This window comes from Leifsonia sp. fls2-241-R2A-40a (assembly GCF_030209575.1).
Classification (GTDB): domain Bacteria; phylum Actinomycetota; class Actinomycetes; order Actinomycetales; family Microbacteriaceae; genus Leifsonia.
On the sequence record NZ_JARVRS010000001.1, the window covers coordinates 1,469,900 to 1,486,520 of the forward strand.

General features: G+C 70.2%; 12 protein-coding genes. 7 read left to right on the plus strand and 5 right to left on the minus strand.

Going from position 1 to position 16,621, the window contains the following annotated elements:
• The first annotated feature begins 10 nt into the window (after positions 1-10).
• The 5 genes from QRN40_RS07435 to QRN40_RS07455 all read left to right on the plus strand — a co-directional run bounded on the left by QRN40_RS07435 (position 11) and on the right by QRN40_RS07455 (position 7,060).
• Positions 11-1,009: an ROK family protein gene (locus tag QRN40_RS07435; protein WP_285114917.1), complete on the plus strand. Its 999-nt coding sequence runs from the start codon at positions 11-13 to the stop codon at positions 1,007-1,009.
• The gene (locus QRN40_RS07440) at positions 1,002-1,586 is read left to right on the plus strand and encodes a D-sedoheptulose-7-phosphate isomerase (RefSeq protein ID WP_285114918.1); all 585 of its coding nucleotides are present in this window, start codon (positions 1,002-1,004) and stop codon (positions 1,584-1,586) included. Before QRN40_RS07435 ends, QRN40_RS07440 begins: the two co-directional genes overlap by 8 nt.
• A complete protein-coding gene (locus tag QRN40_RS07445) occupies positions 1,583-4,324 on the plus strand; it encodes an alpha-mannosidase (protein WP_285114920.1) in 2,742 nt (913 codons plus the stop codon). The genes QRN40_RS07440 and QRN40_RS07445 overlap by 4 nt, the downstream gene beginning before the upstream one ends.
• Positions 4,321-6,174, plus strand: a complete 1,854-nt coding sequence (locus QRN40_RS07450) for a YyaL domain-containing protein (protein WP_285114922.1) — start codon at positions 4,321-4,323, stop codon at positions 6,172-6,174. The genes QRN40_RS07445 and QRN40_RS07450 overlap by 4 nt, the downstream gene beginning before the upstream one ends.
• Before the next feature lie 295 nt (positions 6,175-6,469).
• Complete coding sequence (locus tag QRN40_RS07455; protein WP_285114924.1) at positions 6,470-7,060, plus strand: CGNR zinc finger domain-containing protein; 591 nt, start codon at positions 6,470-6,472, stop codon at positions 7,058-7,060.
• A gap of 102 nt (positions 7,061-7,162) precedes the next feature.
• Here QRN40_RS07455 and QRN40_RS07460 read toward each other — a convergent pair whose 3' ends face one another.
• Complete coding sequence (locus tag QRN40_RS07460) at positions 7,163-8,734, minus strand: transporter (RefSeq protein WP_285114926.1); 1,572 nt, start codon at positions 8,732-8,734, stop codon at positions 7,163-7,165.
• The gene (locus QRN40_RS07465; protein ID WP_285117456.1) at positions 8,716-9,489 is read right to left on the minus strand and encodes an ABC transporter ATP-binding protein; all 774 of its coding nucleotides are present in this window, start codon (positions 9,487-9,489) and stop codon (positions 8,716-8,718) included. The genes QRN40_RS07460 and QRN40_RS07465 overlap by 19 nt, the downstream gene beginning before the upstream one ends.
• A 526-nt stretch (positions 9,490-10,015) precedes the next feature.
• Here QRN40_RS07465 and QRN40_RS07470 point away from each other — a divergent pair.
• Positions 10,016-11,386 carry an ABC transporter substrate-binding protein gene (locus tag QRN40_RS07470; RefSeq protein WP_285114927.1) on the plus strand — a complete coding sequence of 457 codons (1,371 nt, stop codon included), beginning with the start codon at positions 10,016-10,018 and terminating at the stop codon, positions 11,384-11,386.
• Positions 11,387-11,708: 322 nt separating this feature from the next.
• Here QRN40_RS07470 and QRN40_RS07475 read toward each other — a convergent pair whose 3' ends face one another.
• The 3 genes from QRN40_RS07475 to QRN40_RS07485 all read right to left on the minus strand — a co-directional run bounded on the left by QRN40_RS07475 (position 11,709) and on the right by QRN40_RS07485 (position 15,058).
• Positions 11,709-12,986, minus strand: coding sequence for an MFS transporter (locus QRN40_RS07475; RefSeq protein WP_285114928.1), 1,278 nt, complete (start codon positions 12,984-12,986; stop codon positions 11,709-11,711).
• A gap of 129 nt (positions 12,987-13,115) precedes the next feature.
• Positions 13,116-14,090 (minus strand): carbohydrate ABC transporter permease, encoded by a 975-nt coding sequence (locus QRN40_RS07480; protein ID WP_285114930.1) that lies wholly within the window; start codon positions 14,088-14,090, stop codon positions 13,116-13,118.
• A complete protein-coding gene (locus QRN40_RS07485) occupies positions 14,090-15,058 on the minus strand; it encodes a carbohydrate ABC transporter permease (protein WP_285114931.1) in 969 nt (322 codons plus the stop codon). The genes QRN40_RS07480 and QRN40_RS07485 overlap by 1 nt, the downstream gene beginning before the upstream one ends.
• A 412-nt stretch (positions 15,059-15,470) precedes the next feature.
• Here QRN40_RS07485 and QRN40_RS07490 point away from each other — a divergent pair, with 412 nt between their 5' ends.
• Positions 15,471-16,505, plus strand: coding sequence for a LacI family DNA-binding transcriptional regulator (locus tag QRN40_RS07490; RefSeq protein ID WP_285114932.1), 1,035 nt, complete (start codon positions 15,471-15,473; stop codon positions 16,503-16,505).
• The last annotated feature ends 116 nt before the right edge of the window (positions 16,506-16,621 follow it).

Sequence of the window (16,621 nt, forward strand, 5' to 3'; positions counted from 1 at the left end):
GAAGGACATCATGGCAAACGGCCTCCGCGCCGTTCTCTCGCTCGACATCGGCGGCACGAAGCTCGCCGTCGGTGTCGTCACGGAAGACGGACGAACCCACGCACTGATCGTCGAACCCACCCGGCGCGAGGAGGGTCCGGGTGCGATCGTTCCCAGACTCTTCGACATGGGCCACCGTGCGATCGCCGAGTCCGGTCTGCCCGTCGAGGCGGTCGGCATCTCGTGCGGCGGTCCGCTCCACGCGAAAGCCGGCGTGCTGACCGGTCCGCTCCACCTCCCCGGCTGGGTCGATCTCCCCATCGTGGAGCTCGCCGAGCGCGAGTTCGGCATCCCGGCGGTCCTCGAGAACGATGCGACGGCCGGTGCGCTGGGCGAGTTCCGCTACGGCGCGGCGCGCGAGGCGGACACCATGGTGTACCTCACGATCAGCACCGGGATCGGCGGCGGCGCGGTCATCGACGGTCGCCTGCACCGCGGCGCGGCCGGCAACGGCGGCGAGTTCGGTCACGTCATGGTCCGCACCGGCGGCCGTCCGTGCCTCTGCGGCCGCCGCGGCTGCCTGGAGGGCTACGCGTCCGGAACCTCCATCGCCCAGCGCGCCCGTGAAGCCGTGGATGCGCGCGGCGCCGGTTCGGCCCTCGCCGCCTTGCCGGTGGTCCGCGCCGAGGACGTCGTCGCGGCTGCCGCTGCGGGCGACGCGCTCGCGACCGAGCTGTGGGACGAGACCATCGACGTCCTCTCCGTCGCGCTCACCGACCTCGTCAACGTCTTCGAACCCGACCTGGTCGTGCTCGGCGGGGGCGTCACCCGCTCCGGGGACGCCCTCCTCGTGCCGGTCCGCGAGCGCGTCGCCGCCGACGCCATGCCGCCGGCCGCCGCCGCATCCACGGTCGTGCTGGCCGCCCTCGGCGACGTCGTCTGCGTGGTCGGCGCAGGAGCCGTCGCATTCGATCGCCTCGACCAGCTCGCCCCCACCGGCGCAGCGCCGAAGGGAGCCCACCATGGCTGAATGGATGCGCGAACAGCTGGAGGCCCACATCCAGGTCGCCGAGCAGGGCGAGAAGCTGCTGCCCGCCCTGCGCGAGGTCGGGAGGGTGCTGTGCGACGCGTTCGCCGAGCGCGGCATCCTGTACACGTTCGGCAACGGCGGCAGCGCGGCCGACGCCCAGCACTTCACAGGCGAGATCATCGGCCACTACAAGCGCGACCGCAGGCCGCTCGGAGCAGTCACCCTGAGCACCGACCCCACCACGATGACGTGCATCGCGAACGACTACTCGTACGACGACGTCTTCTCCCGCCAGGTGCTCGGACTGGCGCGGCCCGGGGATGTGGTCGCCGCTTTCACGACGAGCGGCAGGAGTGCGAACATCGTCTCAGCGCTCGAGGCGGCGAAGTCGGCCGGCGCCACGACGGTGCTGTTCGGCGGAGGCGACGGCGGCCCGGCGAGGCGGTTCGCCGACTACGCGCTGCTCAGCCCGTCCACGGCCACCCCGAGGATCCAGGAATTCCACACCTTCATGCTCCACGTGCTCTCCGAGATCGTGGACGCGTGGGCCGACGGCGACGAGGAGTACGCACTGTGACCACCCCTGACACGCGCGAAGCCCAGAACTCCGGACCTTCCCCGGTCGACACGCCGCGGGTCGGTGGGGAGACACCCGAGAAGGTCGCGGTGGATGCGGCGCAGGAGCCGCGGGTCAGCGAGACGCCGGAAGCCCCCGGCACCCCGGCCGCCGCCCAGAAGGCGCCGGTCGCGAACGCTCCGGCCGGCACCCAGCCCCGCGACCTCGCGCCCGCGAAGCGCCCGACCGCGACACCGCAGCGCACGCTCCACATGATCGGCAACGCCCACCTCGACCCGGTGTGGCTGTGGCCGTGGCAGGAGGGCTACCAGGAGGCGCGCGCGACGTTCTGGTCGGCCATCCACCGCATGGAGGAGTACCCCGACTTCGTCTTCACCTGCGACCAGATCGTGCTGCTCAGCTGGGTCGAGGAGTCCGACCCCGAGCTGTTCGAGCGCATCAGGGAACGCGTCGCCGAGGGCCGCTGGGTCAACGTCGGCGGCTGGTGGGTCGAGCCCGACAACAACATGCCGATGGGCGAGAGCGTCGTCCGCCAGGGCCTCTACGGCCAGCGCTACCTGGAGTCGCGCTTCGGCATCCCGGCGACGGTCGGCATGAACGTCGACCCGTTCGGCCACAACGCGATGCTGCCGCAGATCCTGCGCGGGCAGGGCATGGACTCGTACACGTTCCTCCGCCCCGGCCCGCACGAGTCCGATCTCGCCTCCAGCCTGTTCTGGTGGGAGGCGCCCGACGGTTCCCGCGTGCTCGCCTACCGCATCCCGTTCGAGTACGGGAGCCCGCCCGGTTCGGTCGACGGCCAGACCGAGAAGTCGCTGGCGGCACTCGACCGCACCGTCGGCTTCGGCGAGAACGCGACCGCGATGGTCTTCTACGGCGTGGGCAACCACGGCGGCGGCCCCACGATCGCGAACATCGAGTCCATCCACCGCTACGACCGGATGGGCTCCTTCGGAAGGATGACGATGTCCTCACCGCGCACGTACTTCGACGAGGTCCTGGGCCGCGGCGAGGCGTTCCTGGATGCGCTTCCCGTGCGCCGCGACGACCTGCAGCACCACGCGCCCGGCTGCTACTCGGCGCACTCCGGCATCAAGGCCTGGCAGCGCCGCGCGCAGTTCGCCGTGCTGAACGCCGAGCGCTGGGCGGCCGTCGTCGCCGCGCACGACGGCGTCGAGTACCCGCGCGAGCAGCTGGAGACGGCCTGGAAGCAGGTGCTGTTCAACCAGTTCCACGACATCCTGCCGGGGTCCGCGATCGAGCCTTCGTACGACGACGCGCGCGACCAGCTCGGGGAGGCGGTCGCGATCTCGAAGCGGATCGTCACCCGCGCCCACAACATCATCGCCCGCCAGGTGCAGGTGGACCGCGAGGACGGCACGCAGCCGGTCCTGGTCTTCAACCCGCACCCGTGGGCGGTGTCGGTGGATGTGGACTTCCAGTACGGCGCCCAGCGCGGCGGCGTGCACGTGGTCGACGAGAACGGCGAGCCCGTCGTCTTCCAGAACTCGCAGTCGACCGCGACGACGGATGACGTCTCGCGCGGCGCCGTCGTGTTCCGCGCCGACGTCCCGGCTCTCGGCTACCGCCTGTACCGCCTGCGTCCGGGCTCCGGCCCCGGCGCTGCGGGCAGCGGCCTGACCGTCACCGAGGACACCCTCGAGAACGAGCACGTCCGCATCCGCATCGACCAGAAGACGGGCTGGATCTCGTCCTACCTCGTCAAGGCGACCGGAGTGGATGTGATGGCCGGCGTCGACGGCGCCCAGCACACCCAGATCAACGACGACCCGACCGACACCTGGGGCCACCGCGTGGTCTCGTACGCCTGGCCGGGCGCCACCATGGAGCTCGAGCGCATCGTCGTCCGCGAGACGGGACCGCTCCGTTCGCGCGTCCGGATCGAGCGCGCGTGGGGCGCATCCACCCTGGTCGAGGAACTCGTGCTGGACCACGACTCGCCCATCCTGCGGGTCAACGTCACGCTCGACTGGCGCGAGCAGGCCCACCTGCTGAAGCTGCGCTTCCCGACCGTTCTAGAGGACCCGGCGGCGACCTACGAGATCCCGTTCGGGCACCTCGAACGTCCCGTCGACGGCGCCGAAGAGCCGGCCCAGTCGTGGGTGGACCTCACGGGGACGGTCGACGGCACGCCCGCCGGCCTCACGGTGATCACCACCAACAAGCACGCCTACGACGTGAGCCCCAGCACCCCCGACCACGGCGACCAGCCCAGCATCGGCGTCACCGCGGTGCGCAGCCCGGTCTACTCGTGGCACGACCCGCGCCTCCTCGACCCGGACGGCATCTACTCGTTCCAGGATCAGGGCATCCAGCGCTTCAGCTACGAGCTGGTGCCGCATGCCGGAGACTGGCGCGACGCCGACCCGATCCGTCGCGCGCTTCAGCTGGGGAACCCGGTGCGGGCGATGCAGGAGTCCTTCCACGACGGCGCGCTGCCCCCTGTCCACTCGTTCGCCGGCGACGCCGGCGGAGCGGTCATGGTCACCGCGCTGAAGGGAACCGAGGACGCGACCGAGGCGCCCGGCGGCGCCGACGTCGTCGTGCGCGCCGTCGAGACCCGCGGCGAGGCCGGGCGGTCGCGCATCGAGCTGCCCCTGCTCGGGCGCACCATCGAGGAGGACTTCGGCCCGTCGCAGCTGCGCACCTTCGTGGTGCCGGAGGACCCGGCCGAGCCCGTCCGCGAGGTCGACCTGATCGAGCGCCCGCTGACGTGAGCGCGCATCCCGAGGTGCGGGTGAGCGTCGTCGGCCCCGCTGCCGGCACGCTCGAGGTTCAGGAGGAGTGGAGCGACGCCGACCCCGGCTGGCGGCTCACCCTGCGCGTGCGTCATGGCGGCGACGAGCCGGTCGACGGCTCCGTGCTGGTGGAGGCGGCGGTGCGCGGTGCGGACGAGCCGTGGTGGCTGATCCCGGGCGCCTTCTACGGCGAGAACCGACCGGTCGAGAACACGCGCGCCTTCCCCCGCTTCGAGATCGGCGCGAACTCTCCGGAGAAGCACGACGCCCTGATCAGCGACGCCTGGGAGTTCCGGGCCGACCGGGCCGCGACGCCGGCCGTCTTCGCCTGGGCCGGCCCCGGTCACGGCGGCGTCGCGCTGGCCGCGGCGGAGACCACCGCGCTCGGCCTGACCGGGCTCGGCCTTGCGCACGACGCCGGGTGGGGCGACGCGTCGGTGAGCCTGCGGTTCCCGTACCGCGAGTTCCCGGTCACGTATTACGGGGACGCGCGCCCGCGCCCCGCGGACGTCGCAACCCACCGCTTCACGCCTGGCGAGACGGTCGAGCTGGTCGTGCGCGTCTTCGAGCTCGACGCGTCCCGCCACGCGTACGCGCCCATCCTGCGCGCCCTGCATGCCGAGTCGGCGCCCGCCGCCCCGCTCGACCCCTGGATGGATGTGGAGACGGCCGCCGACCTGACCGCCGACGGGCTGCTCCGGTGGCACTACGACCCCGACCCGGGCGTGCTGCTCGAAACCGTGGGCTTCGACCGCGAGGTCAGCGGCCGCGACGGTCTCAGCGTCGACCGGCAGGCGATGCACGTCGGCTGGGTGAGCGGCATCCCGTGGGCGTTCGCGCTGCTGTCGCAGGGGCTCCGCACCTCCCGCACGGAGGAGGTGGATGCGGCCAGCCGCGTCATCGACTTCATCACAGCATCCCTCTCGCCGTCCGGCACGTTCTGGGGCGTCTGGTACCGCGACCACGGCTGGACGCAGAGCTGGACGGAACTGAAGCGAGGCCTCCACTCGCGGACGCTGGCCGAGGCGACGCTCTTCCTGATCCGCGCGCAGGCGCTCGCGCCGCATGGGCAATGGGAGCGCGCCATCCGCTCGAACCTGGACGTCATGGTCGGCCGGCAGCGGGACGACGGCAACCTCGGCTCGGTGCATCACGCCGAGACCGGGGAGGTGCTGTCCTGGTCCGGCGCGTCCGGTGTCACCTGGATCGCCGCGCTGGTCGAAGCGGCCGACCGGGACGAGCGCTACCTGCCCGCCGCCGTGGCCGCCGGCCGCTACTACGAGCAGTTCGTCGACCGCGAGTTCATCCACGGGGCACCAGAGGACGTGGACCTCGCGCCGACCTCCGAAGACGGGTATGCGGCGGTCATGGCGTACGTCGCCCTCCACCGCGCGACCGGCGACCCGCACTGGCTCGATGTTGCGCGCCGGGCCGCCGACTGGATGCTGACCTTCCGATACAGCTACGACGTGACGTTCCCGGAGCACACGCTGCTCGGGGCGTACGGCTTCCGCACCCGCGGTGCCGACAACGCGTCGCCGTCGAACCAGCACCTGCACGCCTACGGCCTGGTCTGCACGGCGGAGCTGCGGGAGCTTTCTCGCGCGCTCGGCGACCCGCACTACGCGGCGCTCGCGGACGAGACGCTCGCCTGCTTCCGGCAGTTCATCGCCCGGGAGGACGGCGACTTCAACGCCTACCGCGGCATGGTCAGCGAGCGCTACTACCAGACCGAGTGCTTCCAGCCGAAAGGGATGCTCCTGACCCTCTCCCACGCGTGGAGCGTGGGGGTGACGCTGCTCGCCTGCGAGCAGACGCTCGCGGGCTGAGGCAGGCGCTGCGCGCCGCGTCAGCGGTGGAGGCCCCAGAACGCCCACACCGAGACCCCGTCGATCCAGTTGTCGCGGGATGCCCGGCGGGCGCTGCGCCGGACGCGGCCTGCCCGGAAGCGGATGCGCATCCATCGTCGGACACCTCCACCGGCTCGTTGTGCGCGTGGCGGCGCCCCGATCCATTGCACTGCTGTTCGATCCACGATGACCTCCGACACTGGCTATCCATGTTTGCTGGTGTTTCACAGCGTGCACTCTCGTCTTACACCTGTCAAGCGCGTATGCTGGTGTCATGGGTCGGCAGACAGATCTCGCCTTCCAGCGAGAGGACGAGGTGATTCCGCCATCGCTGCGGCTGGCGCGCGACTTCGTCAACACGGTCGAGTACCAGGAGGACGAGGAGGGCTGGGAGCAGCCGTCCGACCTGGTGCAATGGCTTCGCGCCCGCGGGCTGGTGGACGATCGGACCCGCCAAGCCGACGCCGCCGATCTCGAACTGGCGAAGACCGTACGGGAGGGCCTGCGCAGCGTGCTCGCCATGCACGCCGGTCACGACGCCGACCCGGCAGCGCTCGGCCGGCTGGACGATGCGCTCGCCGAGCTGCCCGTCCGGGTGTCGTTCGCAGCGTCGTCCGAGTTCGCGCTGGCTCCCGTCGAAGGTGCCGGGGTGCGCGGGGCGCTGGCCGCCATCCTGGATGCGGTGCGCGCCTCCCGCGAGGACGGCAGCTGGTCGCGCCTCAAGGTGTGCGACCGCGTGACCTGCCGCTGGGCGTACTACGACTACTCGAAGAACCGCTCGAGCCGCTGGTGCACGATGGCGGGCTGCGGCAACGCCGTCAAGATGCAGAAGGCGCACTCCCGCAGAACCGCCACGACGTCCTGACCCCGTCGTGGGGCGGGCGCATCACCTACTTGTCACAACACGCCGCCCGACCCACCTCCACGACGGCGTGTTGCGTCAACCAGACGCCGCGCGCGCAGCGCGCTAGCCGTCCTTGCGCAGCTGCTGCAGCAGCTCGGGCGCGCGCGCGTCCAGCACGCGGCCGCCCACCCGCACTCCGACCGCGACCAGCACCGCGCCGAGCAGGACGCCCGTGGCGAGGCCGATCCAGCCCCACGACGCGTCACGGGTGACGAGCGAAACGACGAACAGCGCGATCTCGGGCAGGCACAGCACGGCGATGATGCCCCACGCGGCGAAGGTCGGTCCGAGAAGCGAGATGTTCGAGCCCGGACGCGAGCGGAAGGGGTTGTCGCCCGGTTCCGGCACAGGGAACACCAACCGCGCCGAGGTGACCGAGCACACGGCGACGCCGCTCAGCAGCATCCCGAGCGAGAGGCCGAGCAGTCCGGGGGCGGGCGTCCAGTCGCGCTGGAAGGCGGCCGAACCGACGCCGACGAGGAGGACCGCGGGAACGGCGAACGTCAGCAGCGCCGACGCGCGGCCCCAGCGGTCGGCGCGCCCGGGGACGGCCTTCGAGACGTGGAGCGCGAAGGCGGTCGAGTCGTAGGAGACGTCCGCGATCATCCCGATGCCGAGCGCGAACGCCACGACCGGTGCCGCGGCGAAGATGTAGCCGGTCGAGTGGTTGAGGCTCGCGTAGAACAGCATCACCGCGGGGAGCAGCGGGATGACGAGGAGTTGGCGCAGGTAGCGCGGGTCCCGGAACCAGTAGGTCAGGCAGCGTGCCGCGATCGCGCCGGCCGGGGTCGCGGGCAGCACGCCGAACAGTCCTGACTTGCCGGGAGCCCGCACCCGCGACGACGCGCGCGCGGGAGTGACCAGCGATCGCGCGAGAGCCCAGCGCCACACCGCCCACAGCACCGCGAACGTCGCCAGCGCGATCAGCAGCCGGAGCGCGGCACCGAGCGGATCGCCCGCGGCGACTGCCCCCGGGACGGCCCACACCGCTCCCAGCGGCGACCACCCCAGCCCTGCCGCGACCGCGGGCAGGGCATCCGCCGACGACCGCAGCCCGCTGGTGATGCCCAGGATGATGGGGCCGGCGAGGATCAGGGGGATGAGGATGAGCAGCCCGCTCGCCTCCCGGAACCGGCGGCCCGATGCCAGTCCACTCGCCACCGATGTCACGGCGCGGGACACGACGATGCAGGTCGCCGCGCCGAGCACTCCCATGACGAGTGCGATGAGCGCGACCCCGGGGGAGTGCAGCCACGGGAGCGACGTCCCGAGCGAGGCGATCGTGGTCGCGGCGCCCGCCACACCGACGGCGCCGCTGAGCAGCATCCCGAGCATCAGGGGCCGCAGCGCGATGGGGTACACGGCGAGGTGGCCCGGGTCGAGGGTCTGCTCGACACCCGACAGGAGCAGCGGGAACACCGCCCAGCCGAGCACGGCCGCGGAACCCGCGAGCACGACCGCGGTGGTCGCCACTTCGGCGGGTGCGAACGACAGCCCGACGAGTCCACCCAGAACGACGAGCAGTCCCCCCGCGCCGTAGATCGCGCCGATGATGACGGCGACCAGCTGGCTCGTGCTCCGGCGGAACGAGTTGCGCAGGACGAGCAGCCGCAGCCTTACGAGTGTCGCAACCACTCCGGCCCCTCCCCGACGCGCCGGCCGCCGACGAGTTCGACGAAACGGTCCTCCAGCGTGGATCCGGCCCGCACGTCGTCCACGGAGCCCGCGACGACCACCCGCCCGGCCGTGATCACGGCGACGTGGTCGCACATCCGCTCGACCAGGTCCATGACGTGTGACGACACGATGACCGTGCCGCCCCCGTCCACATACGTTCGGAGGATGTCGCGGATGTTCGCAGCCGAGACCGGATCGACGGACTCGAACGGCTCGTCGAGCACCAGCACGCGCGGGGCGTGCACCATCGCCGCCGCCAGCGCGATCTTCTTCGTCATGCCCGCCGAATAGTCGACCACGAGGGTGCCGCCGGCGGACTCCAGGTCGAGCAGCTGCAGCAGGTCGTGCGTGCGCTGCTGGGCGGTCGGCCGGTCCATGCCGCTGAGCAGGCCGGCGTACTCGACGAGCTGCTGGCCGGTGAGGCGGTCGAACAGGCGCACGCCGTCCGAGAGGACGCCGACCATCGCCTTCGCGACCAGCGGCTGCCGCCACATGTCGACACCGTGGATGAGCACCTCGCCGGAGTCCGGCCGCAGCAGTCCCGTCGCCATGCTCAGCGTCGTCGTCTTGCCGGCGCCGTTGGGACCGACCAATCCGTAGAAGCTGCCCGAGGGCACATCCAGGTCGATCCCGTCGACCGCGATCTTCTGACCGAACCGCTTGTGCAGTCCCCGGACCCTGACCGCCAGCCCGTCGTCCTCGGCCACGCGCACCCCCTCACGTTCTCGGGTCGTGCGCACGTCGCGCGACTCGTGGGACCACCCTATCGACGGCCGCGATCGGGGCTCCGCGGGGTACGGCCGATCCGACAGGATCCCGGCACGGACAGGGGCGGCGCGCCGTGCGCCCCTGGTCGCATCCAGCGCACCGCCCGTGTCGTCGGCGGGGGAGGGACCGCCCGCCGGAGCTTCATCCGGAGCGGGTCGGCGTCCGGATGGGTAGATCACCCCCTTTTGAGGGGTCTCCCAGGTTGGCGAAGCTTCGTGTCCGAGTTCCGATGTGGCATCGATGCCATACGGTACCCACCCTTGAGGGAAGGCCCGTTCGAGCGTAAGAAACGATCAAGTAACGAAAACCGGCTCTCCGTGCCGGGTCCCCTTGTGAAGTGCCACACCGCTGCATTAGCGTTCGATGTGGGAAGGTTTCCATACTGCCGCTGTCAGACCCCGGCAGTGGGGGATCCCGTACCTCTTCGCACGGGCGACGACGCCCGCTGCGACACCACTGAAGGGAAATCAGATGAACAAGAGGCACACCGCCCTCGCCGCGATGGCAATCACCGCGTCGGTGGCGCTCCTCGCCGGTTGCAGCTCCAGCGGCGGCAGCTCGTCCGGCGGGGACTTCTCGAAGGACGCCAAGGGCAACCTGAATGCCTGGGGCTTCGACAACGCCGACGAGGTCGGCACCTCGCGCATCAACTACGCCAAGGACCAGCTCAAGGGCGTCACCATCAAGATCGACCAGACCCCGTTCGACGCGCAGAAGTTCACCACCCGCGTCGCCGGCGGCAACGTCCCCGACGTCGTGCAGATGGATCGCCAGTTCGTCGCGACCTACGCGGCGCAGGGCCTCATCCAGCCGCTCGACCAGTGCTACTCGGTCCACAACGTCGACCCGAAGAAGAACTACTACGGCTCCGTCGTCGACGACATCACGTACAAGAGCAAGATCTACGCCGTGCCGCAGTTCTACCAGCCGCCGGCGATCATCACGAACGAGCGCGTCATGAAGGCTGCTGGCGTGACGGATGCGGACATCGACACCTCCAAGCCCGATACCCTCGTCGCCGCAGTGAAGAAGATGTACAAAGCCTCCGGCGGCAACCCGAGCGTGCTCGGCTTCGACCCGCAGGCCAGCGGCCAGGCCGGACTGTGGCTCCTCGCCAACGGCGGCCAGGTCATCGGCAGCGACGGCAAGCCGACGCTCGACGACCCGAAGAACGAGAAGGGCCTCGAGGTCCTCAAGCAGATCACCGACGCTCAGGGCGGCTACGCCAAGATGAAGAGCTTCACCGACGCGTTCGACTTCTTCGGCGAGAACAACCAGTACGTCAAGGACCAGGTCGGCGCTGAGGTCAACGCCCAGTGGTACGTCAACGTGCTGACGCCGTTCGTCGACAAGGTGGACATCGGTGCGGTCCCGTTCAAGGACAGCTCCGGCCAGCCCTTCACCGTCGCCTCGGGCACGTCGTTCGTCATCCCGACCGGCGCCAAGAACAAAGACGCCGCGTGCGCCTGGGCGCTCAACCTGACCAGCCTGCAGGCGTGGGAGGCTGCGGGCGCGGCCCGTGCGGAGACCATCAAGAAGACCCCGGGCGCCATCAACACGGGCCTCTTCACCGGTTCCCCCGAGGCGGACAAGACGCTCCGTGAGAAGTACGTGAAGCCGTCCGGCAACGCGGGCTTCGACAAGGCGATCGCGACCTACTACGACGTCGTCGGAAGCGGCAAGTCGTTCGGTGCGTCGCCCGCCGGCCAGCAGATCCAGACCGAGCTGCAGAACGCCATCCAGAAGTACCTTCTGGGCAACGCGTCGGCCAGCGAGGCCCTCAAGGCCGCCCAGACGGCAGCCATGAAGGCCTACGACCAGGCCACCAAGAGCAGCAAGTAACGCCGCTCGCGCCAGGGGCGGTCTCCTCCCGGAGGCCGCCCCTTTCGCGTCCCCGCGCCGCGCCCGCTGTCCTTGCGAGGTGCTCGCAGTTGCACCCGACACGCCGTCGGCCCACGCACCTACGAGCACCTCGCGCCCCGACGCGCCTCGAGCCCGCCTCCCGCCGCGTGCTCGTCAGGTGCTCGCTCTTGCACTCGACACGCCGTCCGCACGCGCATCTACGAGCACCTCGCGCGGTGGTGCGGCTTGAGTGGTGACTTGATGTCGCAATTCGACGCCGATTGGGGCATCTAGTCACCACTCGATCGGCGCGCGCGCGGCGTCAGGCCGCCGGCGGCGCCGGAACGACCGCCGACTCGGGGAGGTCCGCCACCTCGCGCGCGCCGCGTAGCGCGCGCCACAGCACCACGGGGCACGCCAGCAGCAGCACCCCGGCCACGACCAGCGTCCAGCGCGCGCCGATCGCGTTCCCCAGCAGGCCGCCGACGATCGCGCCGACGGGGAACAGCCCCATCACGACGACCTGCATCGTCGCGTTGACCCTCCCGAGGACGCGGTCGGGGCACAGTTGCTGCCGGACGCTGACCTGCGTGATCGCGTAGACGATCTGCCCGAACTCTCCCGCGGCGATCCCGAGCACGATCAGCAGCGTCCACCATCCCGGCTGGGCGAAGGCCCCGAGCAGCGACAGCGGGGCGGTCACCGCGAGCGACAGCCACACGATGCGGACCGACCCGACCGCCCGCGACAGCCGGGTCGTGAAGGCCGCGCCCACCATCACGGTGATCGATCCGGCCGCGATGACGACGCCGATGAGCGCCGGGCTCAGGCCGAGGGTCCGGGAGAGGAACACCACGTTCACCGCTGACGCGATTGCGAACGAGAAGTTGCTCAGCGCGCTCGCGAGCGCCGTCGCGCGCAGGATGCGCGAGCGGAAGACGAAGCCGAGCCCTTCGGCGATCTCCGTACGCATCCGTCGCCGGTGCTCGGGCGCGGGATGCGCATCCTCCCGCGCCCGGATCCCGGCCAGGCAGAGCGCCGACACGGCGAACGTGCCGGCCTGCACCAGCAGGACCGCCGCCGCCCCGATGAGCGACACCAGCACGCCGCCGAGCGCAGGCCCGGCCACCTGGCCGGAGGCGCGCACGAACTCCAGGGACGAGTTGCCGGCGAGCACCCGGTCCCGGCCGATGACCGACGGAAGGTAGCTGCGATACCCGACGTCGAAGAACACGCGGGCGACCCCCGCGAGCAGCGAGACGACGAGCAGCTGCCCCATCGACAGCAGCCCGAACACCGCGGCGAGAGGGATGGTCGCCATCAGGAGAGCGCGCACGACGTCGCTGGCGATCAGCAGCGGCTGCCGGCGCATCCGGTCCACCCACGCGCCGGCGGGCAGGCCCAGCACGGCGAAGGCGACGGTGGATGCGGCGCCGAGCATCCCGACGTCGAACGGCGTCGCGTGCAGCGTCACGACGGCGAGCAGCGGCAGGGCGACCGCGGAAACCTGCGCACCCAGCTGACTCGTGGTCTGACCGGCCAGCAGCAGCCGGAAGTCGCGGGACGCGAACAGGGAGGGGGAGGGAGAGGGGGATGTCACGACGTGCCTTTCGAATCCGGAACAGGTGGTCCTCCCACCCGCCGGCTCGATCCGAGAATCGTCGCTAGGGGGGTTAAACGTTACCGGGCGCGGTGGACCGTGTCCATCCGCGCCCGGTGTCCGGGATGATCAGCCCTTCCGGCCCTGCGTCGCCACCCCTTCGATGAAGTACCGCTGGCCGAAGCCGAACAGCAGCAGCATGGGCAGCGTCACGATGAGCGCGGCCACCATGACGAACTGGTAGTCGCCGTGCCCGCCGTTGGTCGGACTGAACGTGGTCATCGCGTACGAGATGCCGAGCGGGACCGTGAAGCCGTCCACGCCTCCCGCGTTCAGGTAGATCAGCGCCGCCTGCAGGTTGTTCCAGCTGGCCTGGAACTCGAACAGGAAGATGATGATGAACGACGGGACGCTGAGCGGCATCGCGATCCGGGTGAACAGCTTCCAGTAGCTGGCGCCGTCGAGGCGTGCGGCCTCGAACAGCTCACGCGGCAGCCCCATGAAGAACTGCCGCTGCAAGAAGATGTAGAACGCCGACCCGAACAGGTTCATGCCGAACAGCGGGATCCACGTGCCGATCAGTCCCAGGTTCTTCCAGATCAGGTACTGCGGGACCATCGTGACCGCGCCCGGCAGCATCATGGTCGCCAGCACCAGTCCGAACAGCAGCGTGCGGCCGGGGAACTTGAAGTACGCGAACCCGAACGCGACCACCGAGCTCGAGATGGCCACGAGCCCTGCGGCGAGCAGCGCGATGATGACGCTGTTGCCGATCCACGAGAGCAGCGGGAGCTGATTCCAGACCTCGACGTAGTTCTGCGGCGTGAACGTCTTGGGCCACAGCGAGTTGTCGAACACCTCCTCGCGCGGCTTGAGACTCGCGGCGAGCAGCCAGGCGAACGGGTAGAGGAACAGCAGGGCGAACCCGATGGCGACGATCCACAGGAGCGTCTTGCCGACGATCGACTTGGGCTTGTACCAGCGGCTGCCGACGGGCTTGTCGCCGCGGCCGTTGGGGGTGCTGCCCTGGAGCTGCGCCGCCTCCAGTTCGGAGGCGAGCGGGGCCAGAGCCGCGGCAGCAGTGGACTGGGTCGCGGACGACATCACTTGTCTCCTTCGTAGTAGACGAGGCGGTTGCTGACCTTCACCTGGATGAGCGTGATGAGCAGGATGATCACGAACAGCAGCCAGGCCATTGCCGCAGCGAAGCCGAAGTTGAACTGGCGGAAGGCCTGCTGGAAGAGGTACACCCCGTAGAACAGCGATGAGTCGGGCGACGCGTTCGTCTGATCTCGCCAGAACAGCAGGTAGGCCTGATCGAACACCTGCAGCGCCGCGATCGTCAGCACGACGACGTTGAAGAAGATCGCCGGCGAGATCATCGGGATCGTGATGGTGAAGAACTTGCGGATGGGTCCAGCGCCGTCGAGCGACGCGACCTCGTAGAGGTCCTGGGGGACGTTCTTGAGCGCCGCGAGGAAGATCACCATCGTGCCGCTGACGCCCCACAGGGTCATCAGGACGATCGACGGCTTCACCCAGTTCGGGTCGATCAGCCACTGCGGACCCTCGATGCCGAAGATGGCGAGGAACCGGTTGATCGCGCCCGTGTTGCCGTTCAGCAGCAGCAGGAAGATGGATGCGGTCGCCACGGCCGGTGTCATCTTGGGCAGGTAGTAGAGGGTGCGGAACACGCCGGCGCCGCGTCCAACCCAGTTGAGGAGGAGGGCGAGGAGCAGCGCGAAGATGATCTCCAGCGGAACGGCCATGACGGCGTAGAAGAGTGTGTTGCCGAGCGAGAGCGCGACCTTCGGGTCGTTGAAGAGCTCGGCGTAGTTGTCCACTCCGGCCGGGGTCGAGCTGTTGGTGGCCAGGTTGTAGTTGCTGAACGAGATGAAGAGGCTGTACAGCATCGCACCCAGCGTGAACACCAGGAAGCCGATGATCCACGGGCTGATGAAGAGGTAGCCCGCGATCGCTTCACGCCGGTTGTACTTGGTGCCCCGCTTCTTGGCGGGCTTGCGGTCGTCCGCTCGGGTTTTGCTGCGTGACGCATCTGTGAGGACGGCCATCACCGGCCTCCCTTGATCGCGTCAGCGAGCTCGGTGATCGTCATCGCCACCCTTTCGATCCGTCCCCCGCCTTCGTCGGCGCGGTGTGGCATCGTTACCACATAGCTGCGACTATAAGTCTTCCTGAGCGTGCCATGCAACCGGAACCCAGGCCTTTCCCGGCGGGGACGGCCTCGGCGCGGATGGGGCCCGTCTCGGCTATGCGGGCGGTACCGGCGGGGGGACTGTCTGTGTGTGAGGCGCACGGTACACCCGCGCCCGCGAGTCGTCACGGGGCTGCGCGGCTCGCGGATCCCCGGGCACGGGATGCGGCGCCGAGCCGCGAGGACGCCCGGGGAGCCGGGGTGGGCCGGCGACCATTAGGGTGGATTCGCCGGGCGTCCGGCGCTCCGGCGCCCGTGGAGAGGGTGCGATGATCGAGAACGACGCCGAGGGGACCCCGCGGCGCGCGACGCTGAAGGATGTCGCGCTGGCGGCCGGCGTGTCCCAGTCGACGACGTCGCGGGCACTGAGCGGCGAGGGGTACGTCGCTGCGGGGGTCCGCGAGCGTGTGCTCGCGGCCGCCGAGTCGCTCGGGTACGTGCCGCACGCGATGGCCCGCAGCCTGCGCAAGCAGGACAGCCGTACGATCGGCGTGCTCGTCTCCGACCTGCGCAACGCCTTCTATGCCGACCTGGCCGCCGGCATCGCCGCCCGCGCTCGCCGCGAGGGCTACACGATGATGTTGGTCGACGACCAGGGCTCGACCGAGGCCGAGATGGATGCGGCGCGCGCGTTCGTGGCCACCCGTGTCGCCGGCGTGATCGTCACGCCCCTGTCGGGAGACGTGTCCGAGTACCTGATGCGCCAGCACATCCCGGTGATCGAGGCGGACCGTCAGTTCTCCGCGGGGCGTTGCGACGCGGTGATCGTGGACAACGCCGGCGTCGCCAAGCGGATGACCGACCACCTCATCGACCTCGGCCACCGCCGCATCGCGCTGTTCATCGACGAGACCACGTGGACCACCGGTGGCGAGCGCGCCGCCGGCTACCGCACCTCTCTGGAGGGATCCGGCATCGCCGCCGACCCGTCGCTCGTCATCTCGACCGGCTGGGATGCGGACGGCGCCCGCAAGTCGGCGATCGACATCCTGGCTCGGCGCGACCATCCGACCGCCATCTTCGCCGCGAACAACCTGCTCGCCGAGGGCGTCTGGCGCGCGACGAACGATCTCGGCCTGCGCATCCCCGAAGATCTGAGCGTCGTCTCGTTCGACGACTCCGAGTGGATGAGCATGGTCAGCCCCGGCATCACGGCCGTCGCACAGGATGCGGTGTCGCTCGGCGAGACGGCTCTCGACCGCCTGCTCGAGCGCCTCCAGAACCCGTCCGCAGCTCCGCAGACCGTCGTCCTCGAGGCCCAGGTGCTCCCGCGCGGCTCCACCGCCGCTCCCCGCGCGCTGTAACCGCGCCCCCGGCTCCGCCCGGGCTCGAGTGGTGACATGACGTCGCGACTCGACGAGGATTCGCGCATCGACTCACCACTCGACGGCGGCCGCTGCCCCGAGGCTGGCAACGATCC

Excerpts from the sequence above, each read along its gene's own strand:
- QRN40_RS07480 (WP_285114930.1), bottom strand. The coding sequence starts at position 14,090 with ATGTCGTCCGCGACCCAGTCCACTGCTGCCGCGGCTCTGGCCCCGCTC.
- QRN40_RS07490 (WP_285114932.1), top strand. The coding sequence starts at position 15,471 with ATGATCGAGAACGACGCCGAGGGGACCCCGCGGCGCGCGACGCTGAAG.
- QRN40_RS07455 (WP_285114924.1), top strand. The coding sequence starts at position 6,470 with ATGGGTCGGCAGACAGATCTCGCCTTCCAGCGAGAGGACGAGGTGATT.
- QRN40_RS07485 (WP_285114931.1), bottom strand. The coding sequence starts at position 15,058 with ATGGCCGTCCTCACAGATGCGTCACGCAGCAAAACCCGAGCGGACGAC.
- QRN40_RS07470 (WP_285114927.1), top strand. The coding sequence starts at position 10,016 with ATGAACAAGAGGCACACCGCCCTCGCCGCGATGGCAATCACCGCGTCG.
- QRN40_RS07435 (WP_285114917.1), top strand. The coding sequence starts at position 11 with ATGGCAAACGGCCTCCGCGCCGTTCTCTCGCTCGACATCGGCGGCACG.
- QRN40_RS07440 (WP_285114918.1), top strand. The coding sequence starts at position 1,002 with ATGGCTGAATGGATGCGCGAACAGCTGGAGGCCCACATCCAGGTCGCC.